Source organism: Photorhabdus noenieputensis, assembly GCF_018448935.1.
GTDB classification, from domain to species: Bacteria; Pseudomonadota; Gammaproteobacteria; order Enterobacterales; family Enterobacteriaceae; genus Photorhabdus; species Photorhabdus noenieputensis.
In genome coordinates this window covers 79082-105309 of the sequence record NZ_RCWC01000014.1, presented here as the reverse complement: position 1 = coordinate 105309, position 26228 = coordinate 79082, and the positions used below count along the sequence as shown (strand labels likewise).

30 protein-coding genes are annotated in these 26228 nt (G+C 42.6%); 19 read left to right on the top strand and 11 right to left on the bottom strand.

Annotation, left to right across the window (positions count from 1 at the left end):
• Positions 1 to 103 precede the first annotated feature (103 nt).
• The 3 genes from EAE91_RS11705 (at position 104) to hpt (ending at position 2014) form a co-directional block, all read left to right on the top strand.
• A complete protein-coding gene (locus EAE91_RS11705) occupies positions 104 to 643 on the top strand; it encodes a Panacea domain-containing protein (protein ID WP_036808548.1) in 540 nt (179 codons plus the stop codon).
• A 3-nt stretch (positions 644 to 646) separates the two neighbouring features.
• The gene (locus tag EAE91_RS11700) at positions 647 to 1117 is read left to right on the top strand and encodes a hypothetical protein (protein WP_214088652.1); all 471 of its coding nucleotides are present in this window, start codon (positions 647 to 649) and stop codon (positions 1115 to 1117) included.
• Between the two features lie 360 nt (positions 1118 to 1477).
• Positions 1478 to 2014: a hypoxanthine phosphoribosyltransferase gene (gene hpt, locus EAE91_RS11695; RefSeq protein WP_011145232.1), complete on the top strand. Its 537-nt coding sequence runs from the start codon at positions 1478 to 1480 to the stop codon at positions 2012 to 2014.
• Between the two features lie 233 nt (positions 2015 to 2247).
• Here hpt and EAE91_RS11690 read toward each other — a convergent pair whose 3' ends face one another.
• Positions 2248 to 2526, bottom strand: a complete 279-nt coding sequence (locus EAE91_RS11690) for a HigA family addiction module antitoxin (RefSeq protein WP_011145233.1) — start codon at positions 2524 to 2526, stop codon at positions 2248 to 2250.
• A 10-nt stretch (positions 2527 to 2536) separates the two neighbouring features.
• Positions 2537 to 2755, bottom strand: a complete 219-nt coding sequence (locus EAE91_RS11685) for a type II toxin-antitoxin system RelE/ParE family toxin (RefSeq protein ID WP_312150031.1) — start codon at positions 2753 to 2755, stop codon at positions 2537 to 2539.
• 153 nt (positions 2756 to 2908) lie between these two features.
• Between EAE91_RS11685 and EAE91_RS11680 the strand changes: the two genes are divergently transcribed.
• A complete protein-coding gene (locus tag EAE91_RS11680; RefSeq protein ID WP_072165183.1) occupies positions 2909 to 3187 on the top strand; it encodes a type II toxin-antitoxin system TacA family antitoxin in 279 nt (92 codons plus the stop codon).
• A 4-nt stretch (positions 3188 to 3191) separates the two neighbouring features.
• The gene (locus EAE91_RS11675) at positions 3192 to 3689 is read left to right on the top strand and encodes a GNAT family N-acetyltransferase (protein WP_214088651.1); all 498 of its coding nucleotides are present in this window, start codon (positions 3192 to 3194) and stop codon (positions 3687 to 3689) included.
• 361 nt (positions 3690 to 4050) lie between these two features.
• On the opposite strand, the gene can is transcribed toward EAE91_RS11675, so the two are convergent.
• On the bottom strand, positions 4051 to 4704 hold the full coding sequence (can, locus tag EAE91_RS11670) for a carbonate dehydratase (protein ID WP_214088650.1): 654 nt from the start codon (positions 4702 to 4704) through the stop codon (positions 4051 to 4053).
• A 187-nt stretch (positions 4705 to 4891) separates the two neighbouring features.
• Here can and EAE91_RS11665 point away from each other — a divergent pair, with 187 nt between their 5' ends.
• Both EAE91_RS11665 and EAE91_RS11660 read left to right on the top strand, forming a co-directional pair.
• Complete coding sequence (locus EAE91_RS11665; protein ID WP_214088649.1) at positions 4892 to 5818, top strand: ABC transporter ATP-binding protein; 927 nt, start codon at positions 4892 to 4894, stop codon at positions 5816 to 5818.
• Positions 5815 to 6585 carry an ABC transporter permease gene (locus tag EAE91_RS11660; protein WP_214088648.1) on the top strand — a complete coding sequence of 257 codons (771 nt, stop codon included), beginning with the start codon at positions 5815 to 5817 and terminating at the stop codon, positions 6583 to 6585. Before EAE91_RS11665 ends, EAE91_RS11660 begins: the two co-directional genes overlap by 4 nt.
• A 100-nt stretch (positions 6586 to 6685) precedes the next feature.
• Here the strand turns inward: EAE91_RS11660 and panD are convergent, their stop codons facing one another.
• From panD to sfsA, 8 genes are all read right to left on the bottom strand, one after another.
• Positions 6686 to 7066 carry an aspartate 1-decarboxylase gene (panD, locus tag EAE91_RS11655; protein ID WP_214088647.1) on the bottom strand — a complete coding sequence of 127 codons (381 nt, stop codon included), beginning with the start codon at positions 7064 to 7066 and terminating at the stop codon, positions 6686 to 6688.
• Positions 7067 to 7133: 67 nt separating this feature from the next.
• A complete protein-coding gene (gene panC, locus EAE91_RS11650) occupies positions 7134 to 7988 on the bottom strand; it encodes a pantoate--beta-alanine ligase (protein WP_214088646.1) in 855 nt (284 codons plus the stop codon).
• 178 nt (positions 7989 to 8166) lie between these two features.
• Complete coding sequence (gene panB / locus EAE91_RS11645; RefSeq protein WP_214088645.1) at positions 8167 to 8958, bottom strand: 3-methyl-2-oxobutanoate hydroxymethyltransferase; 792 nt, start codon at positions 8956 to 8958, stop codon at positions 8167 to 8169.
• Between the two features lie 70 nt (positions 8959 to 9028).
• Positions 9029 to 9544 (bottom strand): 2-amino-4-hydroxy-6-hydroxymethyldihydropteridine diphosphokinase, encoded by a 516-nt coding sequence (gene folK / locus EAE91_RS11640; protein WP_214088644.1) that lies wholly within the window; start codon positions 9542 to 9544, stop codon positions 9029 to 9031.
• A gap of 5 nt (positions 9545 to 9549) precedes the next feature.
• Positions 9550 to 11052 (bottom strand): polynucleotide adenylyltransferase PcnB, encoded by a 1503-nt coding sequence (gene pcnB, locus EAE91_RS11635; protein WP_244868800.1) that lies wholly within the window; start codon positions 11050 to 11052, stop codon positions 9550 to 9552.
• Positions 11053 to 11202: 150 nt separating this feature from the next.
• Entirely contained in the window at positions 11203 to 12105 is a 903-nt protein-coding gene (gluQRS, locus tag EAE91_RS11630; RefSeq protein ID WP_214088643.1) for a tRNA glutamyl-Q(34) synthetase GluQRS, read from the bottom strand.
• A gap of 62 nt (positions 12106 to 12167) precedes the next feature.
• Positions 12168 to 12623: an RNA polymerase-binding protein DksA gene (gene dksA / locus EAE91_RS11625; RefSeq protein WP_011145244.1), complete on the bottom strand. Its 456-nt coding sequence runs from the start codon at positions 12621 to 12623 to the stop codon at positions 12168 to 12170.
• A 194-nt stretch (positions 12624 to 12817) separates the two neighbouring features.
• Positions 12818 to 13525, bottom strand: coding sequence for a DNA/RNA nuclease SfsA (gene sfsA, locus EAE91_RS11620; protein ID WP_214088642.1), 708 nt, complete (start codon positions 13523 to 13525; stop codon positions 12818 to 12820).
• A gap of 92 nt (positions 13526 to 13617) precedes the next feature.
• On the opposite strand from sfsA, the gene hrpB reads away from it, so the two are divergent.
• The 12 genes from hrpB (at position 13618) to EAE91_RS11560 (ending at position 26056) form a co-directional block, all read left to right on the top strand.
• Positions 13618 to 16056, top strand: a complete 2439-nt coding sequence (gene hrpB, locus EAE91_RS11615; protein WP_214088641.1) for an ATP-dependent helicase HrpB — start codon at positions 13618 to 13620, stop codon at positions 16054 to 16056.
• 92 nt (positions 16057 to 16148) lie between these two features.
• A complete protein-coding gene (mrcB, locus tag EAE91_RS11610) occupies positions 16149 to 18608 on the top strand; it encodes a bifunctional glycosyl transferase/transpeptidase (RefSeq protein WP_214088640.1) in 2460 nt (819 codons plus the stop codon).
• A gap of 480 nt (positions 18609 to 19088) precedes the next feature.
• Positions 19089 to 20756, top strand: coding sequence for an S-type pyocin domain-containing protein (locus EAE91_RS11605; protein WP_214088639.1), 1668 nt, complete (start codon positions 19089 to 19091; stop codon positions 20754 to 20756).
• Positions 20753 to 21220, top strand: coding sequence for a DUF6392 family protein (locus EAE91_RS11600; RefSeq protein WP_214088638.1), 468 nt, complete (start codon positions 20753 to 20755; stop codon positions 21218 to 21220). Before EAE91_RS11605 ends, EAE91_RS11600 begins: the two co-directional genes overlap by 4 nt.
• 107 nt (positions 21221 to 21327) lie before the next feature.
• Positions 21328 to 21795 (top strand): DUF6392 family protein, encoded by a 468-nt coding sequence (locus EAE91_RS11595; protein ID WP_214088637.1) that lies wholly within the window; start codon positions 21328 to 21330, stop codon positions 21793 to 21795.
• A 65-nt stretch (positions 21796 to 21860) separates the two neighbouring features.
• Positions 21861 to 22328: a DUF6392 family protein gene (locus tag EAE91_RS11590; protein ID WP_214088636.1), complete on the top strand. Its 468-nt coding sequence runs from the start codon at positions 21861 to 21863 to the stop codon at positions 22326 to 22328.
• 148 nt (positions 22329 to 22476) lie between these two features.
• On the top strand, positions 22477 to 23001 hold the full coding sequence (locus EAE91_RS11585) for an S-type pyocin domain-containing protein (RefSeq protein ID WP_065822746.1): 525 nt from the start codon (positions 22477 to 22479) through the stop codon (positions 22999 to 23001).
• A complete protein-coding gene (locus tag EAE91_RS11580) occupies positions 22998 to 23255 on the top strand; it encodes a bacteriocin immunity protein (RefSeq protein ID WP_214088635.1) in 258 nt (85 codons plus the stop codon). The genes EAE91_RS11585 and EAE91_RS11580 overlap by 4 nt, the downstream gene beginning before the upstream one ends.
• A gap of 116 nt (positions 23256 to 23371) precedes the next feature.
• Positions 23372 to 23842 (top strand): DUF6392 family protein, encoded by a 471-nt coding sequence (locus EAE91_RS11575; RefSeq protein ID WP_244868798.1) that lies wholly within the window; start codon positions 23372 to 23374, stop codon positions 23840 to 23842.
• Positions 23843 to 23956: 114 nt separating this feature from the next.
• Complete coding sequence (locus tag EAE91_RS11570; protein ID WP_214088634.1) at positions 23957 to 24265, top strand: DUF6392 family protein; 309 nt, start codon at positions 23957 to 23959, stop codon at positions 24263 to 24265.
• Between the two features lie 151 nt (positions 24266 to 24416).
• Positions 24417 to 24746 (top strand): helix-turn-helix transcriptional regulator, encoded by a 330-nt coding sequence (locus tag EAE91_RS11565; RefSeq protein ID WP_041379940.1) that lies wholly within the window; start codon positions 24417 to 24419, stop codon positions 24744 to 24746.
• On the top strand, positions 24740 to 26056 hold the full coding sequence (locus EAE91_RS11560; RefSeq protein WP_214088633.1) for a type II toxin-antitoxin system HipA family toxin: 1317 nt from the start codon (positions 24740 to 24742) through the stop codon (positions 26054 to 26056). The genes EAE91_RS11565 and EAE91_RS11560 overlap by 7 nt, the downstream gene beginning before the upstream one ends.
• Positions 26057 to 26228: the final 172 nt, after the last annotated feature.

Genomic DNA, 26228 nt, shown 5'->3' with positions numbered 1-26228 from the left:
CCGCAATGGAACGCAACAAAGCGTTGTACAGGGATTACGGTAGGTATTAAAATAGGTATAGATTTTGTATGTTATTTATCCTAATTTGAATGAAGGTATTGAGATGCTTAATGCAAGGTTTGATTCAGAAAAGGCTATAGAGGCCATTCTGTACGTTGCCTCTACAGCACCAATTTCTGACATTTATCATGTGGGTAAAATTCTGTATTTTGCTGACCGACTGCATTTAGAGCGTTATGGCCGGTTAATTACGGGTGATAACTATCTTGCAATGAAAGATGGCCCTGTGGCAGAGAATGCCTATGATATTATAAAAGTAGCCAGAGGGGACGGGCGCTTTATTCCAAATGGGTGTGATGTTGATGTTATACGGTCATCGTTGGCAGTAGAAGGACGTTATGGGAATCACCAAATACGTGCTTTGCGTGATTTCGATGAAGATGTATTTAGTGATTCAGATATTGATTGCATAAATGAAGCAATTGAAAAATATGGGAATCTTTCTTTTAAAGAAATACGTGATATCAGCCACGATAGTGTTTGGATGGCGGCTAACCAGAATGGTGAGATTCCATTGGAAGTGATAGCTGCCAGTTGTAAAGATGGTGACAAGTTAGTTGCTTATCTGACTTCTGCTGAGTAGCTGATGATTAATCTTGGTGACAGATTTCCTGCATCTTTTAGGGCGGAATTTTCAGCCAAACAGAATTTGGCTATAGGAGATGTTCTTTATCTTCACTGCCCTTTTACAACGCCTCCAAAGTTAAAATATTTGTTGGTTTGCTGCTGTGAGCCGCTGCTTGTTCTGATAATTAATTCTAAAATTAGCGAATTTATCCAATTACGACAGGAACTTCTTCAATGCCAAGTTGATTTGCCTCAGAAAGATCATAAGTTTTTGCAATGGGATTCGTTTATTAATTGTATAGATGCTCATGCGGCATTTGATATTAACGATATTAAGGAAAGGATCAGCACTGATTATCATAATATTGTTAAGGGTAAAGTCGTTGATTATTGTATGCGTGAAGTTTATGAAGCGGTTAAGCGTTCCCCAACAATGAAACGTGGTCAGAAGCGCAACATATTGGTGTCGTTAGAACAATTTATCGATTAGCGGTGAGCTATTATTATGAATAATAGTTTTGGTGTATGATCTATAGATTGGTTTCTCTTCTAAATATTATATACCCAATGGATTTCAAGATGCATCGCGACGGCAAGGGAGCGAATCCCCGGGAGCATAGGTAACTATGTGACCGGGGTGAGTGAGTGCAGCCAACAAAGAGGCAACTTGAAAGATGACGGGTATAAACATCCTTATCTTATGCCATACTTACCTTTAGATATCTTAGGGAAAAGGAACTGTTCAATAATATTGCTAGAAGAATGGCGTATTAATTGGCATATCAACTGGTTATAATCTTTTATTGATTTTTATATATTTATTCATTAAAAACAATTGGTTAACTTTATAATGAAACACACTGTAGAAGTTATGATCTCCGAACAGGAGGTTAAACAGCGTATTGCTGAACTGGGAAAACAGATTACTGAACACTATTGTGACAGTGGTAGTGGGCTGGTATTGGTCGGGTTGCTGAGAGGCTCATTTATTTTTATGGCTGATTTATGCCGTGAAATTCAGATCCCTCATCAAGTCGATTTTATGACGGCTTCCAGTTACGGCAGCGGTATGAATTCCACTCGTGATGTGAAAATCCTGAAAGATCTGGACGAGGATATCCGCGGTAAGCATGTACTGATTGTGGAAGATATTATTGATTCAGGTAATACCCTGAATAAAGTACGTGAAATTTTGGCGCTGCGTGAGCCAAAATCACTGGCAATTTGTACCTTGCTGGATAAACCTTCCCGCCGTGAAGTTGATGTTCCGGTGGAGTGGATTGGTTACTCAATTGAGGATAAATTTGTGGTGGGTTATGGTATCGATTATGCGCAACTTTACCGTCATCTGCCTTATATCGGCCATGTGGTTTTGCTAGAAGAGTAGTTTTCTCGTATTTGAAAACGGCAACTTTCGGGTTGCCGTTTTTGCTTTGTGATTCAGGTATGGTGTGTAGTGTTGTAGCTGGCTAAGTAAAGCCCTCTTATTACGCTATACCCGTCATCTTTCAAGTTGCTTCTTTGTTGGCTGCACTCACTCACCCCGGTCACATAGTTTTCTATGCTCCCGGGGATTCGCTCCCTTGCCGCCGCGATGCATCTTGAAATCCATAGGGTATATCAGGAATGAGCCAGTATTGGTTTTATTTCTGGTCTTTTGTGCTGTGAGGCAATCCACAGTTCATATTGGGACTGCATTCCTGTCCACATTTCGGCACTAGTACCTAATGCGGCTTCCAGTCTCAGGGCCATATCAGCAGATATTCCTGCATTGCCGTTTAATATGCGGGATAGTGCAGCTCTGGTTATACCGAGAGCCTTTGCTGCTTCCGTGACAGATATGTCACCAAGATATTCACGTAAAACTATGCCTGGGTGTGCAGGTTTATGCATTTTCATTTCGTTGCCCTCAGTGATAATCTTGATAATTAACGAGAATTATATCTTCGCCCTCAAATCTAAATGTTAAACACCAATTATCGTTAACAGATATTGCCCAGTGACCGCTAAGATTTGCTCCTTTTAGTGGATTAAGTTTCCAGCTAGGGGCATTCATATCTTCTGGTTTTTTAGCCATATTCAATGCAGTTAGTTGGATTTGCAGCTTTAGGGCATGCTTAGGCTGAATGCCAGCGGTAGATAACGGGTATATTACATTTTTATTAGCGAAAACCGATGTAAGCCTCTATACCTAATGGGAATTCTCCCCTCTAGAAATGTGATGACAATGGCGTTACTTTTGTGTATTATTTAGCTCATCTATAGCGTGAGGAGATTTGTAATGAACGTGATAAGTGAGAACCGTAAAAATAAGACACTCAACTTGAGGATTAGGCAGGAGGATCGAGATTTAATAGATAGAGCGGCAAAAGTGAAGGGAAAAACCGTTACTGAATATGTTCTTGATACAATCAAACGTGATGCTGAAAATACTTTATTGGAACACTCCTTTATGGTTGTATCTCCAGAAATTTTTAATGCTTTTATTGCTAAACTTGATGCTCCGGCTGCACCAAATGAGCGTCTTATCAAAACGGCAAATATGAAAAAACCGTGGTGATAAAATGATTAATGATCCAACTTTGTTAACAGATGATCACAATTTAAATAGTTTTACTTCAGGAATTCACACCCTGGACAACTGGTTAACAGACAGAGCATTAAAAAATCAAAAAGAGAATGCTTCGCGAACCTATGTTGTAAGCCAAGACAGGGATGTTATTGCTTATTATTCGTTAGCTACCGGCTCAATCATGTCAGAAGAGGCGATAAGCAAATTTAAGAATATGCCAAATCCCATTCCGGTGATTATTTTGGGCCGCTTAGCTGTTGATAAGCGTTATCAAGGAAGAGGGTTTGGTCGCTATTTAGTCAGAGATGCCTCCATACGTGTCGCTCAAGCGGCAGATTTAGTGGGTATTAGGGGATTGATTGTTCATGCTATCTCGGAGAATGCTAAGGCGTTTTATAAGTCTGTGGGTTTTAGTGATTCGCTTTTAAATCCAATGACGCTAATGATCACGCTAAAAGATTTAAAAACGGTTTTTAAAATAACAGATTAATACCATTTAGCAAAAATTGTTGTAAACTTTCCACTCTAGTTTAGATAATGTCTCTGGAGAAAAATATTGTCATGAGTTTAAAGGGTGAAATATAACTCTTTAAGCCTGAGAAAACATTAAAATATATTTTTAATATAATCTATAAACTGAAAATATTTTATTTTGATAAATTTATAATTATTTTTTAGATTATTTTATTCTTATTACCTTATGTATAAACTCGAAAAATAAAAAATAGCTATTCGAGGTTTAAGTGGCTATTTAATAAAATAAAAATCTGTATAAATCTTCATTTAATCACGCTATAGAAAGGATTAAATATAACCTTTTCTACAGCGTATTTTATGAATGATCTAAAAAATCACTTCTTATGCGTCAGTTTGGATATTGTCTGGCGATAGGCAAGTTCCAGTTTTTCACGGCTGTCAGCCGTGACTTCCAGATCTTGCAATTGACCATTATGGATACCGTAAACCCAACCGTGGATCATCACTTTCTGGCCTCGTTTCCATGCTGCTTGCATAATAGTTGAGTGACCAAGGTTATATACCTGCTCAACAACGTTAATTTCGCACAGACGGTTCAGACGCTCATTAGGGGGTAATTCACCTAGCATAGAACTGTGTTTATACCAAAGATCACGGATATGTAGCAGCCAGTTGTTAATCAATCCCAGTTCGGTGCCATCAATTGCGGCTTCGATACCACCACAACCGTAGTGTCCGCAGATAATGATATGTTCAACTTCCAGTACGTCTACCGCATATTGAATAACTGAAAGACAATTTAAGTCAGTATGAATAACCAGGTTTGCCACGTTTCTGTGAACAAATAAGTCACCGGGGGCGGCATCAATTAGTTTTTCTGCTGGTACCCGGCTGTCTGAACAGCCAATCCATAAGAATCGAGGTTTTTGTGATTTTGCTAATTCTTTGAAAAAATTCGGGTTTTCTTCGTTAACCGATTCTGACCACTGCTTGTTATTGGCAAGCAGCTCTTCTATTTTTTTCATCATGATTCATAGCCTGGTAGTGTTTCTTTAAGATAGAATCATATACAACATCAATTGAAATTTTAATATTTTGTTGCTGTTTGTTTTTAATCTTTCTGCTGTTTTTGCAAAGCAAGTCAGGCAGAAAAGGAGCATTATGTTTCCACATTACACGCAAAGGCGACCAGATAATAAAGGTGTTTTGTAATTTATGACTTATGCATTGGAGTTAACGCAGCTTACGAAGACTTACACTGATGGTGTTAAGGCGCTGCGTGGGATAGACCTGAATGTGGAAGTTGGAGACTTCTACGCATTATTGGGTCCGAATGGTGCAGGGAAGTCCACCACAATCGGCATTATTAGCTCTCTGGTAAATAAAAGCAGCGGGAAGGTTAAGGTATTTGGCTATGATATTGATACTGATATTGTGAATGCTAAACGCCAGTTAGGTCTTGTTCCGCAAGAATTTAACTTTAATCCGTTTGAGACGGTGTTACAGATTGTTCTCAATCAGGCTGGTTACTATGGTGTACCGCGAAAAGTGGCGCAAGCCAGAGCGAAAACTTATCTGTCGCAGTTAGATCTGTGGGAAAAACGTAATCAACGAGCGATTCGTCTATCTGGTGGGATGAAACGACGCCTGATGATTGCGCGTGCTTTGATGCATCAGCCTAAGTTATTGATCCTTGATGAACCGACTGCCGGTGTTGATATTGAACTTCGTCGCTCTATGTGGAATTTTTTGCAACAACTGAATGCTCAGGGAACGACAATTATTCTAACGACTCACTATTTGGAAGAAGCAGAAATGCTGTGCCGTAATATTGGTATTATCCAGCATGGTGAATTGGTGGAAAACACCAGTATGAAAAATTTACTCAGTCGGGTGGAATCTGAAACATTCTTTTTCGATCTGGCAACGCAGAACCCAACTCTTGAACTGGCAGGATATGATTATCGATTGCTGGATGCCTCAACTCTGGAAGTGGATGTTCAACGTGGTCAGGGAATAAATAGTGTATTTACCCAATTAAGTGCTCAGGGTATTCATATTCTGAGTATGCGCAATAAAGCGAACCGTCTGGAAGAGTTATTTGTCAGCCTGGTGAGTAACAAACAAGGAGATAGTCAATGATTCAGTTGTACTGGGTGGCGCTAAAAACTATCTGGATTAAAGAAATTACCCGTTTTGGTCGCATCTGGGTACAGACTTTATTACCGCCGGTTATTACCATGTCGCTCTATTTTATTATCTTCGGTAGCTTGATTGGTTCGCGTATTGGAGAAATGGGCGGTGTCGATTATATGCAGTTTATCGTCCCTGGCCTGATTATGATGGCAGTGATTACTAACTCTTATGCTAATGTTTCCTCCTCCTTCTTCGGCGCGAAATTCCAGCGTAGTATTGAGGAATTATTGGTCGCGCCGGTTCCGACACACATAGTTATTGTGGGCTTTGTTGGTGGTGGTGTTGCCCGTGGTGTTTGCGTCGGTATTCTGGTGACATTAGTTTCTCTATTTTTTGTTCCGCTTCATATTTATGCGTGGTGGATGATTGTTGTCACGTTATTGATGACCTCCATTTTGTTCTCACTAGGTGGTTTGCTGAATTCGATTTTTGCTAAAACATTTGATGATATCAGCATTATTCCGACCTTCGTATTAACGCCACTGACCTATCTTGGTGGAGTGTTTTATTCATTGACATTATTACCCCCATTTTGGCAAGCGGTTTCCAAGCTGAACCCGATCGTTTATATGATTAGTGGTTTTCGTTATGGTTTTCTGGGAATTACTGATGTTTCTTTAATAATTACATTAAGTGTTTTGACTGCGTTTATTGTGGTTTTTTATCTTACTGCCTGGTATTTAATTGAAACAGGGCGGGGGTTGAGGACTTAACTTGTAGCATTTGTTGTTATTAAGTGATGATGAATGGGTAGGGGGAATTCATTTGCAATGTTTTCATAACCTACCCATTATTGGGCGCTTAAATTAATATTTAAGCTACCTGAACTGGCACGGCTTTAGCTATACGGCTCATAATATTATCGCCGTCGAAGTAAGCGACATTAGGCTTATGGTGACGGGCATCTTCGTTAGGGATTTGTACATATGAGCAAATAATTAGCTTATCACCTACCGCAGCACGGCGGGCCGCGGCTCCGTTAACTGAAATTATTCTAGAACCACGTTCAGCGGCGATAGCATAAGTGGAAAAACGCTCGCCATTATCCACGTTATAGATATCAATAGCTTCATATTCCAGAATACCGGCTGCATCCATAAAATTCTGATCAATTGCACAGGAACCTTCATAATGCAAATCTGCCTGAGTGACTTTCACCCGGTGCAATTTTCCCTGTAGCATCGTACGCAACATGGTTTTTCTCCTGATTCGATGACAACTTAGAACCTTTTTGCATCAATAACGCCTGATACAACGGCGATTATTGCATTAAATCTACCTGCTGATTATCGATCAAACGGGTTTGCCCTAACCAGGCAGCCATTAGAATAACGGCCTTTTTGCTTTCGGTATTTAACGGTGCCAATGTTTCGGTGTCACGGATAAACAACTCATCAGGTACAAAGCCCGCTTCATGTAGCTGTGCGGAAGCTTGAGTGAGCAATTGTTCTGTGTGGCGTTCACCTTGCGCCATTTTTTCAGCGATAGATCGCATGATCTTGCTGAGTTCTGGTGCGATTCGATGTTCATCGGCGGTTAAATTGTTATTACGCGAACTGAGAGCCAGGCCATTTTTGTCGCGCACGGTAGGAACTGAAACGAGCGTAATGTCATAAGCCAGGTCGGCAATCATTTTGCGAATAAGTTGTAATTGTTGAAAATCTTTTTCGCCAAAGTAGGTTAAATCTGGTTGCACTAGATTGAACAGCTTGCTCACCACGGTTGAAACACCACGGAAATGACCGGGACGACTGGCCCCTTCCAGCGTGGTTGAAAGCCCAGGAACTTCAACGTAAGTCTGATGTTCCATACCATTAGGGTATATTTCCTTATCGGCAGGAGCAAATACCAGATCGACGCCGTGTTGATGAAGTTTTTCGCAATCTTCCTGTAAGGTACGGGGATATTTTGCCAGATCATCCTGACGATTAAACTGCATCGGATTGACGAAAATAGAGACGATCACAATATCTGCTTGCCCTTTGGCTGTATCGACTAACGTCATATGGCCATCGTGCAAGTTACCCATTGTTGGCACCAGTGCAATGCGTTTTCCTTCCTGACGCCAGCGGCGGATTTCACGGCGTAGAATCGGTACAGTTTCGACAATCAGCATTGCTTAATACTCCTTAGTGTGTTTATACCCGTCATCTTTCAAGTTTCCTCTTTGTTGGCTGCACTCACTCACCCCGGTCACAGAGTTATCTCTGCTCCTGGGGATTCGCTCCCTTGCCGCCGCGATCCATCTTGAAATCCATAGGGTATACAGCCTTCGGGCTAACAAGGGTAATTTATTAATAAAATGAGTGTTCTTTACCTGGGTAGGTACCGCTTTCCACTTGTTCTTTATATAAGCGGATGGCATCAGGTATATTTCCTGCTTCTTCAAGGAAGTTTTTCACAAATTTAGGGGGGCTTGCTGTGATGCCTAGTGCGTCATGCATCACTAAAACTTGCCCGTCAGTCCCATTACCGGCACCAATACCAATTACCGGGATCTGTAATTCATCGGTGATACGTTTAGCCAAATCAACGGGGACACATTCTAGCACTAGCAGTTGTATGCCCGCCTTTTCCAGGGTAATGGCATCTTTTATTAATTGATTCGCTGATACTTCATCACGTCCTTGGACTTTATAACCACCCAGAATATGAACTGACTGGGGAGTGAGTCCTAAATGAGCGCAGACGGGTACAGAACGCTCGGTAAGCATACTAATGGTATCGTATAACCAGCTACCGCCTTCAAGTTTCACCATATTAGCGCCAGCACGCATAAGTTTAGCTGCGTTTTCACAACTCTGCTCTGGTGTGGCATAACTCATGAAAGGCATATCGGCAATGATAAAAGTATAAGGTGCTCCGGCACGGACGCAACGAGTATGATAGACAGTATCTTCAACTGTCACTGGAATGGTGGTATCAGCCCCTTGCACGGTCATACCCAGTGAATCGCCAACCAGCATGACATCGATACCTTGCTCGGCAAACAGATGGGCAAAGCTGGCGTCATAAGCGGTAATCGTCGCGAATTTACGTTTTTCTTTCTTGAGCTGATTCAGATCAGTCATGGTTATTGCTTTCATTATTTATTTTCCTTCTCCTGCAATTTTTCTTGTTATATACAGAAATCGGCCACGGACTGAACTGAGATCCTTATATGTAATGATTAGAATCAGAGGACTGCGGTTGCAGCCAAAGCGCCAGGCCGTTTTCTGGGATATGTTTCAGTCTTTCAGATAAAGCTTCCCCGTCAGGAAATATGAGATCAGGGGCAATTTCAGCTAACGGGTAGAGCATAAATTCGCGCTGTTTTAGTCCGTAATGAGGCACTGTCAAGCGTTCGGTATTAATCACTTGATCACCAAATAGCATGATGTCCAGATCAAGTGTTCTTGGCCCCCAGCGTTCATCTTTTCTTACCCGTCCTTGGGTCAGTTCAATCGCCTGAGTGTGATTGAGTAATTCTTCCGGTGTTAGCGTGGTCTCCAGCGCGACTGCTAAATTCAGAAAATCAGGTTGATTCTGCGGCCCCATCGGTTTAGTACGATACAGTGAGGAGCAGGCAATAAATTCTGTTTCCGGTAAATCCCTTAATGCAGCAAGTGCATTTTTTACTTGCTGCATAGGTTCTGCCAGATTGCTGCCAACAGCGATATAAACACGAGCCATAATTATCAACCGTTCCTGCTTAGTCTTGGTTTATAGTGACGGCGTGGCCGTGTACGACGACGGACAATCTCACTACCCAGTTCGGAAATCATACTCCGTTGCTGTGATGCATTGACTTGCTGAAACTCTCCCCACCAATGGGCAAGTTCTTTTAGCTCACTGCGGTTTTCGACATTGGCCCTTAGTTCCAGCAAATCGTAGGCAGCACGGAATTTAGGGTGCTCCATCAATTTATTTGCCCGTTTACCATGACGGCGTGGCAGACGTAACTGTAATTGCCAGATATCACGCATGATGGTTGTCAGGCGCTTAGGAATAGCAATGGAGTGGCATTGCTCATCCAAAATATCATTCATAGCCAATGCAAAAGCGTCGTAGTAAGCCAGACCGCCTTCTTGGGACAGCTTTTCCGCATGTTCAACCAGTGGATACCAGAGCATCGCAGCGAACAAAAATGCCGGATTAACTCGTTTATCGTTCTGTAACCGATAATCAGTATTCTTTAAAACCTGATTAACCATACGTTCCATTGGCGAGTCGTTATTTTCGGTGAAATAGCGTTGAACCAATGGGAAAAGTGGTTGAAATAGGCGGTATTCACGCAGAAGTTGATAAGTGCTGTAGCCTTGACCGGTTTGTAAAAGTTTTAGCGATTCTTCAAACAGGCGGGCTGGTGGAATATTACTCAGCAGAAAAGCCAAACGAGAAATCGGTTCGGCGGTATCTTCGCTGATGGTCATATTCAGTTTGCTAGCGAAGCGGATCGCGCGCAGCATTCTTACTGGATCTTCTCGATAGCGAGTTTCAGGATCGCCAATTAAGCGGATAACGCCGGTTTCCAGATCATGAAGACCACCAGCATAATCACGCAGAGAGAAATCATTGATGCCGTAATAGAGGCTGTTTATGGTGAAATCGCGGCGCATAGCATCTTCTTCAATTGATCCGAAGATGTTATCCCGCAGTAGCATACCGCTTTGTGCTTGTTGTGACTGATTTTTATCACCAGAACTCGTTTGTTCATGTGGGCCACGGAATGTTGCGACTTCAATCACTTCTTGACCAAACATAATATGAGCCAGGCGAAAGCGGCGTCCAACCAAACGGCAGTTGCGAAATAGTTTACGCACCTGTTCTGGTGTTGCACTGGTGGCAATATCAAAATCTTTCGGTTTCGTGCCGAGTAATAAATCACGGACGCCACCGCCAACCAGATAGGCTTCGAAGCCAGATTTATTCAGACGGTAAAGAACTTTCAGTGCATTTTCACTGATATCTCTGCGGGAAATACTATGTTGTTCCCGTGGAATTATTGTTATCGATGAATCCGAATGAGGATTCTCCTGTTCAACCTTCCTTTGTATTTCCACATTGGGTGAAGATTGATAGGGATTTTGGCGATTAGAGTGAAGAGTTACGTACTCTTCCTGAGTAGAACGATTAGATCCGGTGATTGATCCTTCACTGGCTGCCTGTGGTTCGCGGTTATTTTTCCCTTCGCGGATCAATAAGTTACGGCAGAAATTTGCTACTCGGTTAAAAATGGTACACCTCGATAAGTAACTAATCATATAAAACAAATAAAAACAGCGGCTAATCATAGCCTACTGTGTATTTTTTGAGAATGGTTGTTATGACTAACCGTAACTTTATTCACGTTATCTATGTATTTTACCTTGTCGTGGAATTCGGTCCAGCTCCCAACGTGCTGTTGCTTTTTTCAACAATTGATCGCGAGAAAGATCTTGCCAGTTTTCTATGAGAGGTTGATTAAGGAAAGATAATGCCTCAATCAGTAATGGCCGGGGATCATCCAATGGGATCGGCTGAGCATGATTCTGTTTGGAAAGTTTATTGCCATCCTTATTCAGAACGAGCGGTAAATGAATATAGTCGGGTATTTTCAGATTTAACTGCTGATAAAGCGCAATCTGACGGACGGTTGGTGCGATCAAATCAGCCCCTCTTACCACCTCGGTCACCCCTTGGTAATCATCATCAATAACAACGACCAAATTATAGGCAAATAAACCGTCACGACGGTGAATAATAAAATCCTCCTCAGCCATGACCGGATCGGCGTTCAGATATCCTTGCAATTTATCTTCAAAACCGTAAACCGGATGACGTTGTTTGAATCGAATTGCCGCATGATCAACGGGCAAATTTAATTCACGGCAGTTTCTATCATAAAAACCATTAATCTGGTGAATGCGTTGACGGGTACAGGTGCAGTAATAGCTTAAGCTTTGTTGTTGCAACTGATTAAGGATATGGCGGTAAGCTTCATGGCGCTGAGACTGATAGAGAATTTCACCATCCCAATGTAAACCATAATGCTCAAGCGCATGAAGAATACGGTCGGCAGCACCGGGAACTTCTCTGGGTGGATCAATATCATCAATACGTATCAGCCATTTTCCCTGACAAGCGCGGGCTTGCAAATAGCTGCCAATGGCCGTGATTAATGAACCAAAATGTAAGTCACCAGAAGGTGATGGGGCGAAACGCCCAATATAAGAGTGGGGACTATAAGCGTGGGGACGTTCAGATTTTATCATATGGGGATCAGTGGCGTTGTTTATACGGCGCCATGAAGACGCCGTATTTGGAACACCATTAATTAGCCAGCCATCTGTTTTTCACGGATTTCGGCCAGAGTTTTACAATCAATACACAAGTCTGCGGTTGGACGGGCTTCCAAACGACGGATGCCGATCTCAATGCCACAGGATTCACAAAAACCGAAATCGTCATCTTCGACTTTTTTCAGGGTTTTCTCGATCTTCTTAATCAATTTACGCTCACGATCGCGGTTACGTAATTCAAGACTGAATTCTTCTTCCTGCGCCGCACGGTCAACTGGATCAGGGAAGTTCGCTGCCTCATCTTGCATATGAGATACAGTACGATCTACTTCATCCCTGAGTTGATTGCGCCATGCTTCAAGAATTAGCTTGAAATGCGCCAACTGGGCATCGTTCATGTATTCTTCACCTGGCTTTTCTTGGTAAGGTTCTACCCCAGCGATGGCGAGAATGCTTAAGGACGAGGTTTTACGTTTTTGCCCTTCTTGCATAATACTTCTCCTACACACGCACTATCAAACAAACCCCTAGCGGGGAAAAAAACAGGCCGCTATAAATAGCAGATGGAGCATGGGTTGGCAATTGTTCCTGCCATTAGTTTCACAATGGTGTGGAAGCAAATGTATTGCATGCCTTTACACCTTGTACAACTTGGCTGCAAATATTAGGTAAATCGATAAATTAATCATTTTAGTACAAAAGTTAACTTATCGCCTAAAATCATCCCTTTTCCTGTCATGTTGGCCTGGTAACAGATAACTTCGACCCCAGAATTTTGCGCTTGTTCCAAAAGAGATGAATAATTATGATCAATATGTGCCGCCGCCGCGACCTGCCTGATGCCAGAATGTAAGACCGCAAAAAATAAAACCGCCCTTTGCCCTTGTTCTGCTATGTGTTGCAATTCCCGCAGGTGTTTTTGCCCGCGGGTCGTGACAGCATCAGGGAAATAGCCACAATTTTCCTGGAGAAGCGTCACTGATTTCACTTCAATGTAGCAATTAACTTGCTGTTCTGCCTGTAATAGCAGATCTATCCGGCTGTTCTCTGCGCCATATTTCACTTCCCGACTGATTTTTTTATATTTAGAAAATTCTGGAATAGCATTTTGTGCAATGGCCTCAGCGACTAAATCATTTGCTCTGAGCGTATTGACGCAAATCCAGTGACCAGCCGGTGTTTCTGTCAATTCCCAACTGTTTGGGTATTTACGTTTTGGATTATCGGAGGTGGAATACCAAACCGTATCTCCCGGTGCCGCACAGCCAGTCATTGCGCCCGTATTGGCACAATGGATGGTCAGTGTTTCACCTTCCGGTGTGATGACATCAGCCAGGAAACGTTTATAACGACGAATTAGCGTGGCAGGTAGTAAGGGTGGATGGAATTCCATAAAAACTCCTTGATGACTGATGGCATAAGATTGAAGCAGGCAATGCTACAATGCCGACGGTTGAAAGTTAACTTTCTTTGTATGGGGTGTTTGTGTCTTTATTGCCTGTATATGAGGTTGTCGAACCTGTCCTGAGCGCGTTGAAGAGTTCACAACAGGTCCTGCTTCATGCTCCGGCGGGTGCCGGGAAATCGACAGTTTTGCCATTGGAAATTCTGAAAAAAGCTGATTTCTCTTGGCGTATCATAATGTTAGAACCACGGCGGATTGCCGCTCGCAGTGTTGCTAATCGCCTTGCCGCTCAACTGAATGAAAATATCGGGCAGACGGTGGGGTACCGGATGCGTTCAGAAACGAAAGTGAGTACAACCACTCGCCTTGAAGTGGTAACGGAAGGCATTTTGACCCGTATGTTGCAGCAAGATCCCATGCTGACAGGGGTTTCTTTGGTGATTTTGGATGAATTCCATGAGCGCAGTTTGCAGGCCGATTTGGCGCTGGCGTTGTTGCTGGATGTACAGGCAGCTCTGCGGGATGATCTGCGAATTTTGATCATGTCAGCTACCTTGGATAATCAGCGGCTCTGTTCTTTATTACCTGATGCGCCAGTGATTACTTCTCAAGGGAGAAGCTTTCCTGTCACCAGACATTATTGTCATTTGCCAGCTCATCAACCTCTTGAACAGAACGTAACTACCGTTGTATTGCGGTTACTCCAACAGGAACAAGGATCTATGCTGTTGTTTTTGCCGGGTAGCGGGGAAATTCAACGGGTGTTTGGACTGCTTAGCGGGAGAGTTGCCGAGGATATCGATTTGTGCCCGTTATACGGTGCGTTGTCATTGGCTGAGCAACAAAAAGCGATCGAACCTTCACCATCTGGACGCCGTAAAGTTGTTCTGGCGACTAACATTGCAGAAACCAGCTTAACGATTGAAGGTATCCGGTTGGTGGTTGATAGCGGCCTTGAACGCACAACGTGTTTTGAACCTAAAAATGGGCTGACTCGCCTGATCACTCAACGCATCAGTCAGGCTTCTATGACACAACGAGCGGGTCGAGCAGGCCGATTGGAAGCCGGAATTTGTTGGCACCTATTCAGTCAAGAACAGGCAGAAAGAGCGGCAGAACATAGTGAGCCTGAAATTCTGAATGCTGATCTCAGTAGCTTATGGCTCTCCTTATTGCAGTGGGGGTGCCATGATATCTCCCAATTGCACTGGCTGAATATTCCCCCAGCGGCAGCTCTGGCGGTAGCTAACTCATTGTTATTACAGTTAGGTGCAGTCAATAACAACGGTCAGTTAACGTCCAGAGGCAGAAAAATGGCGGAATCCGGCAGTGATCCGCGCCTGGCCGCGATGTTGTGTGCAGGATTGGAACAAGGGGCCGACATGCTGGCAACCGCCGCTATGCTGACCGCGATTCTGGAGGAACCGCCCCGTGGTGGTCAGCCGGATATCACTTATTGGGTTGAGCAGCGACAAACTCATTGGTTACGGCGGGCAAAGCAGTTAGCTAGGAATATGGGCAATCATTTTGGTGAGCCAGACAGCGGACTTGCTGCACCGTTATTAGCCCAAGGTTTCCCTGACAGAATAGCCAAAAATCGGGATAAGGGAGGGCGTTTCCAATTGGCAAATGGTCTGGGAACGATAATCGATGATGAAGAAAAGTTATCTGGCGAATCATGGCTGGTGGCTCCTTCATTATTACAAAACAGCAGAAATCCTGATGCGCGTATTTTGCTGGCTTGTCCTTTGGATATTGAACCACTGGTACAGCAACAACCGAATTTATTCAGCGAGCAGAGTGTTGTTGAATGGGATGATAACAAAGGGACGTTACAGGCTTGGAAGCGGCTACAATGTGGCAGCCTGACAGTAAAAGCTCAACGATTGACAAAGCCTTCCGATGAGCAATTACAACAGGCTCTGCTAAACTGGTTACGCAGAGAGGGGTTACATGAGCTGAACTGGTCACCTGCGGCAGTTCAGTTGTGCATCCGTATCCAATGTGCGGCCAAATGGTTACCTGAAATGCAGTGGCCGGCAGTCGATAATGATGCATTAATGGCTTCTCTTGATGATTGGTTGACGCCGTTCCTCACTGGTGTGCGTGATTTGAAAGGGCTGAAACAGATTGATTTGTTGCCGGCGCTGGAAAATTTGCTGGATTGGCAACAACAACAGTGTCTGGATAATGAACTGCCTATTTATTACACTGTCCCTACCGGCAGTCGGATAGCAATCCGTTATTTCGGTGATAAACCACCGGTATTATCTGTTCGGATGCAGGAAATGTATGGTGAACAGCGAAGCCCCTCTCTGGCAAAAGGGCGAATAACACTGGTGCTTGAACTATTATCACCAGCCCAAAGGCCATTGCAGATCACGCAAGATCTGGCTGCTTTTTGGCAAGGCTCCTATCGTGAAGTACAAAAAGAGATGAAAGGGCGTTACCCAAAACATTTATGGCCGGATGATCCGGCAAATACGGTACCGACTCGGCGGACAAAAAAATATTCGTAATAGAATTTAGCCTTTGTTTTTGCAGTGAATAAATTCATTAAAAAATATGAAAACCCATTAATAGCACCTGAGCGGTTTTGGAGAATTTTGGAATGTCTGGTGAAGATCGTCAACCAATCGGACGTAAAGGTGAAAAATTGGTATCCCGCCGTAAACGGCCATTAAAAAGACGATATCTGTTGGATGATGATGATAATGGCTATGAAGATGATGACTACGATGATGAAGAGGATCAACCCATGACAACGAAAGGAATGTATTCTCGCCCACCTAAGAAAAAGTGGCGTTGGTTCTGGTTGTTATTCAAGATATTTATTATTTTTGCCGTATTACTGGTGGCTTATGGTGTCTATCTGGATGCCAAAATCCGTGATCGTATTGATGGGAAAGTCTGGGAGTTACCGGCGGCAGTCTATGGACGAATGGTCAATCTTGAACCGGGCATGAGCTACAGCAAGAAAGAGATGGTACATCTGCTGGAAGGGATGCAGTATCGCCAGGTGACGAAAATTACCCGTCCCGGAGAGTTTTCTGTCAGAGGTGAAACCATTGAAATGTTGCGTCGTCCGTTTGATTTCCCAGACAGCAAAGAGGGGCAGATCCACGCTTTGCTAACTTTCAGCGATAACCGTCTGGCAGGGATCGAAAATCTGGAAAACCAGCGTCAGTTTGGTTTTTTCCGTCTTGATCCGAAGCTGATTACTATGTTGCAGTCTCCCAATGGGGAGCAGCGGCTATTTGTGCCACGTTCTGGTTTCCCGGAGTTATTGGTTAACACCTTGCTGGCGACAGAAGATCGCCATTTCTATCAACATGATGGCATCCGTATTCTTTCCATTGGGCGTGCAGCACTGGCTAACTTGACTGCCGGGCGGACGGTTCAGGGGGGAAGTACCCTGACGCAGCAATTGGTGAGAAATCTGTTCCTGACCAATGAACGTACTTTGGTGCGCAAAGCCAATGAAGCCTATATGGCTGTGCTGATGGATTATCGTTACAGCAAAGATCGAATTCTCGAACTGTATCTGAACGAAGTTTATTTAGGCCGAAGTGGTGACGGGGAGATCCGAGGATTTCCGTTGGCGAGCCTCTACTATTTTGGTCGTCCCGTGGATGAATTGAGTTTAGATCAACAGGCGTTGCTGGTTGGTATGGTGAAAGGCGCTTCACTCTATAATCCGTGGCGTAATCCTAAACTCACTCTCCAGCGTCGTAATGTGGTGCTCAAGCTGTTACAAAACCAGCAAATTATTGATGAAGATCTTTATAAGTTATTAAGTGCTCGTCCACTGGGGGTAAAACCGAAAGGTGGTGTTATTACCCCACAACCGGCGTTTATGCAGCTAGTTCGTAAGGAGTTGCAGGACAAACTGGGGGATAGAGTAAATGATCTGTCCGGCGTAAAAATCTTCACTACTTTGGACCCGGTATCTCAGGATGCGGCTGAAAGCGCGGTAGAAGAGGGAATTGCTAACCTGAGAAAAACCCGCAAAATTGCCGACCTTGAAGGGGCAATGGTGATTGTCGATCGCATCAGTGGTGAAATCAGGGCGATGGTTGGTGGTTCTCAACCGCAGTATGCTGGATTTAACCGAGCAATGATGGCGCGTCGTTCGATTGGTTCATTGGCAAAACCTTCGACTTATTTGGCGGCCTTGAGTGAGCCTGATCAATACCGATTGAATACCTGGCTGTCGGATGAACCTCTTGCGGTAAAACAGCCGAACAGCAAGGTTTGGGAACCGAGAAATTATGACCGTCGTTTCCGTGGGCGTGTCCTGTTGATAGATGGGCTGGCAAATTCATTGAATATTCCTACGGTGAACCTTGGATTGGCGGTTGGTCTTGATCATGTCAGCAACACACTGATCCGGCTTGGCGTACCGGAGGAAGTGATTCAACAGGTTCCAGCCATGTTACTGGGTTCTCTTAGCTTGACGCCGTTAGAAGTAGCGCAGGAATACCAGACAATGGCGAGTGGCGGCAACCGTGCGACGCTTTCCGCATTACGTTCTGTCATCGCGGAGGATGGTACCGTGATATATCAGAGTTACCCACAGGCTGAACGGGCTGTACCGGCTCAGGCGGCTTATCTGACGCTATATGGTATGCAGCAGGTGGTGGCGAATGGAACTTCTCGTTCTCTGAACGCTAAGTTTGGTCGTTATAATCTGGCGGGTAAAACGGGCACTACCAATGATCTGCGTGATAGCTGGTTTGCCGGAATCGATGGTAAAGAGGTGGTAATCGCATGGGTTGGCCGCGATAACAACGACCCGACCAATCTGACCGGTGCTACAGGGGCATTGAATGTGTATCGCCGTTATCTGGAAAATCAGACGCCGCTGATGTTGAATAACATTCCACCGGAAGGCATTGTCGATATGGCGGTTAATCAGGATGGCAGCTTTAGCTGTAGTGGCAGTGGTTGGCGAACATTACCGGTTTGGACTTATGATCCACAGAGTTTGTGCCAGCAAACCGCAGTGTCAGCACCGGTTCAACAGCAAGAAGAAGCACCGGGCTGGTTGCGAGAGATGTTTGGTCAATAATAAATATTTGATGAGATAAATAACAAAGCGCTGATCTTTATGGTCAGCGTTTTTATTTTCTGAGTTTAACGGCTTTCCAAACATACCGAACCATTATCTTTTCGACTTTATACCCATTATCTTTCAAGTTGCCTCTTTGTTGGCTGCACTCACTCACCCCGGTCACATAGTTCCCTATGCTCCGGGGGATTCGCTCCTTTGCCGTCGCGATCCATCTTGAAATCCATAGGTATATATGATCATCGCAATGGCGGTGATTATCTGCTTATGTTATGTAATTGTTTATAAATTGTTTCAAAACATGATGTTTTACACCTGTTTGGGGCAATAAAATAAGCAATTTTCAGAATATTCCTATATGTTTTCTAAGCGAAATATGATGAATTATTAATCATTCGTATTAACTCATGGTGATAATGATATGACGATAATTTCAATTAGATCCACTCTCCATACTGTAAATCAATGGAGAGATGAATAATGGCAATAGGATATTTCTTGCTTGTTGGTGATAAGACAACCTGTGGCGGACAGATTATTACTGGTGACCACACCATGACATTTAATGGACGGGCAACCGCTCGTGAAGGAGATAAGGTCACCTGTGGCAAACATCCCGGTAGTTATACGATTGTCGGTGGTGTATCAGATGTGTTTGATATGGGACGTAAATTGGCTGGCACATTGGACAGTGTGAGTACTTGCCCCTGTCGGGCTAGATTTATCAATTCGGAGATGGACAGCTATGAGAAGCAGGAGCAGCCCAATAATCGGGCTACAGCCCCTGTTAATATGGCGGCCCAGAATTTCTCGTCGCCGGTGGAGGAAGCGAGAAACGTTCAGCCCGCACCTCCTGTGACTAAAGAGCCTCCGATACCGGTGTTTGCGAAATCCTGCTTACGGGGTAAAGGTTGTACCGATGCCGGAACCGAAGCCGAACCGGCGGATAACTTCGGCAGAATGGCGATATATCAGGTTCCGTCATCTCCCACTCCGGTGACGCCACAAAAACCAGAACCGCCTCCGCAAGGTGAGAAACAGCCGCCTGAACCGGATAAACCGCAGGATAAAAAATTACCTTGGTATAAACGGTGGTTCCGTAGTGGTGAAGATAAAGCCGAAGTAGCCGCTACCGCCGTGGCCGCCACTGCTCGTAGCGCGGTAGCGGAAGGGGAAACGCTGGTGATGCGTTACATTGGTGGCGGTGCCATCAGTGCAGGACGTTGGCTGGCGGCACCGAATCCGGTGACAGTTGGGTTAATGGGGCTGTTTTATTCACCTAAGCTGAATGAAGGTGAGGAGGATTACTTAGATCCGTATCGCCTGAGACAGATAGCGGAACAGTACGGTAAAGCACCAACTCGTGTACGTTTTCGCTGGATCAGAGATGAAAAAAGCGGCAGGATGACGGTTCAGGGATATCACGTCAGCCCGGAAGGCGGCTTGGATAAAGTGCCGGTTCGCATGATGACGCTGAATCGGACCACCGGTAATTACGAGTTTTGGGAACCGGGAGAATACCGGCCGATAATTTTATGGACGCCGAACGAACAGGAATTCAAGGTTCCAGCCCATACCGGTAATGAAGAACAGCCGTTTATTCCGTCGCAAATAACCGTGTTGCCGATCCCGGAGAAAGTGGGCAGCGATATTGAATCGTTACCGATGCCGGAAGAGAAGGATTTTCGTGATTATATTCTGATCCTCCCCATCCCGAATATGCCGCCGGTGTATGTGTATTTGAGTAAACCGCCGGTGAAATTGTTGGAAGTAGATTTGTATAGAAATTTTGCGGGGCGACCAAGAAATGGAACACATGCAGATCATATGCCTTCGGCTGCTGCGGTTAAGGTAAGGTTGAAAGCGTTATATCCTAATTTATTACCTTCTGAATTAAATTCTGATTCTAAAAATGTATCAGCAATTATTATTCCGGAAGAAGTGCATCAAAAGCTCAGTCAAACCTACGGAGGACGAAATTCGTCAGAACAAATTGAAAGAGATGCTCAAGATTTACGTGCGGCATTAGATAGGAACTTTGATGCCATAAAACCGAGATTGAAAAGTTATGGTGCAACAGAAGTACAGCTTGAAAATGCTCGCCAGAAGATGCATAAACTAAACCAAGAACAGGGGTTGTATAAATGACAGTTAATGTAGAAGTATTAATAAACAATTTAGGAAGAACCTATCAGGAAATTTTTAATGAAGGATTAATTCCTTATAAAACCAAACCAACAGGGTTTGCTGGAGATCCTGATATATCTTTAAATATGACTAAAGAAGGTGTTTACTTGTCCTTTAAAAGGGTTAGTAAGGTTTTATTTGCTATAGAGCTTACTTTAATTGACGAGAAGAAACCACAATACCGGTTTCCAAATGAGTTACCTTCACCATTAGTTCCGATGATGTCTAGGCAATGGGTTCATGAGCATTTTGGAAGTCCTGAAAAATCACTTCCTCCACAGAAAATATTAAAGAGAGATATTGGCTGGACGGAGTTATATACGCTGCTAGACTTTCATATTCCAACTAGTATGCAAATTAATTACGATTTATTAGAACGTGTTAAAGTAGTGGCATTCTTACCCACATCAGAAGTGCGTTGGTAGCTAGTAACAGATGTGAGGTTCTTTTTGAAAGCCAATTCATTTGTGAGTAGTTTTAAAAACAAATTGTAGATGAATTGGTTTAACTAGGAATAAGGGTTATATAAATAATGGCTGATGTTGTTGCAATCATAAATAATTTAGGACAAACAGTCGATATGTTGATTGAAAAACAACTTATTTCGGCTGGGAAATTTGAGTATCTTTTTGAAGGATCTGATACGTTTAATTATGAACCTGAGGCTGGTCTTATCTTAGTATTCGATGATAAATCGAGAAAATTGAAGTCAGTTGAATTTACACTGATTAATACTACTAGACGTTTTGGAAATGGTGAAATGTATCGTGGGGAAATACCTCCTCCGTTTACTCTATCAATGGATAAAGTTGCTGTTAGAGCTTTGCTAGGCAAATCTGATGTTACCTCAGAGGAAACAAAAATTCCTGTTATTGGTGTTGTCGGCGGACATGATTGTTATATTCGCAAACTTCAATTTGTATACCCTGATACAAATATTCGTGTCCTATATTTAAAAGATTTGCGTGTTCGAGGATTGGTTTTTGAGAGGGAAATATAATTTTTTCCTGTAAAAAATTTGAAAACCTAAGTCGAAGATATATCAGAGAAGGGGCTATAAAAATAATGACAGTCAATGTAGAGGCATTAATAAACAGTTTGGGTAAACCTTATCAGGAAATTTTTGGTGAAGGGTTAATCCCTTATAAAACGAAACCAAGTGGTTTTGCCGGTGATAGTGTAGTGTGCTTGGATATGGTTAAAGCAGGCGTCTTTCTGTCTTTCCATCGGGAAGGAAAGCGATTAAAAGAAATTACATTAACTTTGTTTGACGAGAAGAATTCTTTATACCAGTTTACTAATGAGCTGCCTTCACCATTAATTCCATTGATGTGCCGACAGTGGGTTCATGAACAATTTGGTAAACCAGAAAAATTTCTTCCACCGAGAAAAAGGCTCAAAAAAGACATTGGCTGGACTGAGTTATATACATTGCTGGATTTTCGTATTCCGACCAGTATGAAGTTTGATTATGATCTATTGGAGCAAGTTATATCAGTGACATTCTTACCCACCTCAGAAGTACGTTGGTAGTTAATATAAAGAGGAGGTTTTGCTTAAGAGTCAATTCATCAATCAGTAGTTTGAGAAGTTAAATTGAAGATGAGTTGGCTTAACCAAAATGGAATAATCACTTGAATTTTTAGCGAGGAGTAATTTCTTATTATTTGTTTCAGATAAAGTGGGCAGCGATATTGAATCGTTACTGATGCCGGAAGAGAAGGATTTTCGTGATTATATTCTGGTATTCCCAGCCGATTCAGGCATGGAGCCGATCTATGTGATGTTTAATACTCCTCGGAATCAACCGGGAGTGGTAACTGGTCGGGGACAAAAAATCGAAGGAAACTGGTTAAGTCGCGCAGGGCAAGGTATGGGAGCACCAATTCCCAGTCAGATAGCAGATAAGTTGCGTGGGAGAAAGTTTAATAACTTTGATAATTTCAGAAATGCGTTTTGGAAAGAAGTTGGTAATGATCCGGAATTATCTAAACAATTCACAAGAGCAAATGCGATAAATGTACCTAAAGGTTATTCTCCATATACAATTCCTGAAGAGCAGGTTGGAGGTAGGGAAGTATTTGAGATTCATCATGTTAAACCAATAAATGAAGGTGGTGAGGTTTATAACATAGATAATCTGCGCATATTGACACCGAAGCGGCATATAAAAATACATGCTAATAAAGGGGATAAAGTGGGATGAATTTGAAAAATAAATTGGAAGATTATACAGAAGCTGAATTTTTAGCTCTGCTGAATAAAATCTTCGATGGTGAATGTAAAACTGAGAACGAATATCACAGTTTAGTAAAACATATTGAGATAATTACCGAGCACCCCAGACGAAATGGACTAATTTTTTACCCAGAAAATGGAGTTGAAGATAGTCCTGGAGGTGTGCTTAAAGTTATAAAAGAATGGCGAGCTAAAAACGGCAAACCTGGCTTCAAAAAATAAAAGGGATTCGGTAAATTAGGAAAAAGATTTCCGTGATTATATTTAGCTGATTTGCGTGTTAGAGGGGCGGTTTTTGAGTGGGGAATATAGTCTTAGTTTAATCAAGAATAGAGGTTATGAAAATAATGGTAATCAACATTAAAGAGTTAATTGATAACTTGGGACAAACAGCGGAGCAACTAATTGAAAAGGAGATTATTCCAGCTAATAAATTTGAATATTTCTTTGAAGGAGATGAGGAGTTTTTCTGTAAACCAGAACCCGGTCTGAGGCTAACTTTTCACAATGTTTCAAGGAGACTTCATTCAGTGGAGTTTGTATTAATCAATGTTTATGATAATAATGATTCATATAACGGCGATATGCCTCCTCCATTTTTAAACTCAATGGATAAAACAACCGTTAGAACACTCATGGGGGAGCCTGATTCCAGCGGTGGTCCAAAAAAAGTGCCGGTAATAGGGCTTATGGGTGGATTTGATGCTTATACACTCAAACTAAGCGAACAATACCCTAATACAAATATTCATTTTTCATATTTAACTGATTTGCGAGTAGATGTATTAGCATTTGAACAAGTTGTATAGACGTTCTCTGGAATATTTTTTTCAGTTTTCTACCTTTATTGGATAGCGATTAATAAACCATTATCCATGTTTATATGCTATAGGTCAGATATAAATAAAGAGGTTATATAAATAGTGGCGGTTAATATTGAAGCGTTAATTAATAGTTTAGGGAAAACCTATCAGGAAATTTTTAATGAAGGTTTAATTCCTTATAAGAGTAAGCCTAGAGGAGATTCTGGTGACGATTATGTGTCGCTAGATATGCAGAAAGAGGGGATATTTCTGGCTTTTAACCGGACCAGCAAGAAATTAACACATGTCACGCTGACATTGATCGATGAAGAACGGCCCCGCTATGTTTACCCAAATCAATTGCCATTCCATCGGGTTAATCCAATGACGCGTGCATTCAGTTTCTACCGATATCAACTCATCTCATAATGTTCCATATATAGGATATTACTGCTGTTAAAGTCTATAATGTCCTTTTAATAGGACATTAGCATATAAGGTTGTGATTGATATGTAATGTGCTTATAATTGCTCATTATAGATAATAACGGCTTTAATGTGTCATTATGGGAGCGTTATGATGTTACATGAAAAAACAGCTTCAGCAATTGCAGAAGAGTTGGGAGAACGCTTGAAACAAGCTCGACTAAACAATGATCTGACTCAAGCTGAAATTGCTGAGCTTTTAGGCGTCACAAGAAAAACTGTACTGAATGCTGAAAAAGGTAAAGTCCAATTAGAGATTTTTGTTGCCATTATGGCAGCATTAAACTTAACCGAACAATTAGATCTTTTTCTTCCCAAACAAAGTATATCTCCTATTCAACTCGCTAAACTTCAGGGAAAAAAACGACAACGGGCATCTGGTCTTAGAAAAAACCATATTGAAGAGGATACGCCAGAATGGTAATGGAAGTTATCAACGTAATTTACAATCAACATGAAGTTGGTGCGATGAGTTTTGACCCTAGTAAAAACTTGGGCTTATTTCAGTACGACCCCAGCTTTATCGCTAAAGGGATCGAACTGTCTCCGTTGAAAATGCCTTTGTCAAATAAAATCTACAGTTTTCCAGAACTGGACTACCACACGTTTAAAGGGCTACCTGGATTGATTGCAGACTCATTGCCAGATGATTTTGGCAACGCTGTACTCAATGCATGGGTTGCAGCTCAAGGTAAATCTCCTAACGACATTACACCTTTGCAGCGACTTCAATATACTGGGAAAAGGGGGATGGGCGCTCTTGAATACGCACCAGCAACCAAAATGAGAAATCTTACTTCCTCAAAACAAGTAGAAATAGGTTCATTGGTTTCTATTGCCCAAGAAATTCTTAACTCCCGTGGAAATTTTACTGCTGAGTTGATTAATAATGGTCAGGAAGATCGCGAGGCCATGATGTCATTACTTTCCGTGGGTATGAGTGCTGGCGGAGCCAGACCCAAAGCTGTATTAGCCTTTAATGAGGATTTTACTCAGGTTCGCTCTGGTCAAGTTAAAGTTCCTGACGGTTTTATTCACTATCTTATGAAATTTGATGGTGTCAGTGAGCACAACAAAAATCAGGAAACCTTTGGTGATCCACTAGGCTTTGGAACAATGGAATATGTATACCATTTGATGGCAAAAGACTGCGGTATAGACATGATGCCTTGCCGATTACTCCATGAAGGCAATAGGCGTCACTTTATCACACAGCGTTTTGATCGTCTGGGGAATAAAAAAATCCATGTCCAAACATTAAATGGACTTGCTCACGTTGACTATAAAAAACCAGGCTCCTTCTCCTACGCAGAACTTTTCTTTGTTGCTAGGCAGCTAAAACTATCGGCTAAGGCTGCTGAACAGCTACTAAGAAGAATGTGCTTTAATATCATTGCTAGAAATCATGATGATCACGCTAAAAACTTCGCGTTTATATTAAAAGGCAAAAAATGGGATTTGGCCCCGGCTTACGATTTAGCCTACAGTTACAAGCCTGACAGTAGATGGGTTAGCAGTCACTGGATGAGTTTAAATGGTAAAAGAGACAACTTCACTCGGCAAGATTTTTATTCATTGGAGAAACTAAGCCCACTATTCACCAAAAAAATGGTCAATGGGATTATTGAGGAAACCATAGAAAAAGTCTCTGCTTGGAGTAAGGTAGCCGCTGATTTTGGTGTACCAAAATCGTTGATTGATCTAGTTGATACAAATTTGAGATTGAATATCTAATATTGAAATCCTTATTTTCGAAAACAAGCTATAAATATAGGCAGCTTAGGAGTTGTTATTAAAAAAGCCCTGCATTACAGGACATTTGTGTGAGAGGGCTTGATGCAGATGGGGATTATGTGCTTGCCGATGCTGATTTATCAGCTTCATCTTGAGCCTGTTTCCGGTTCTT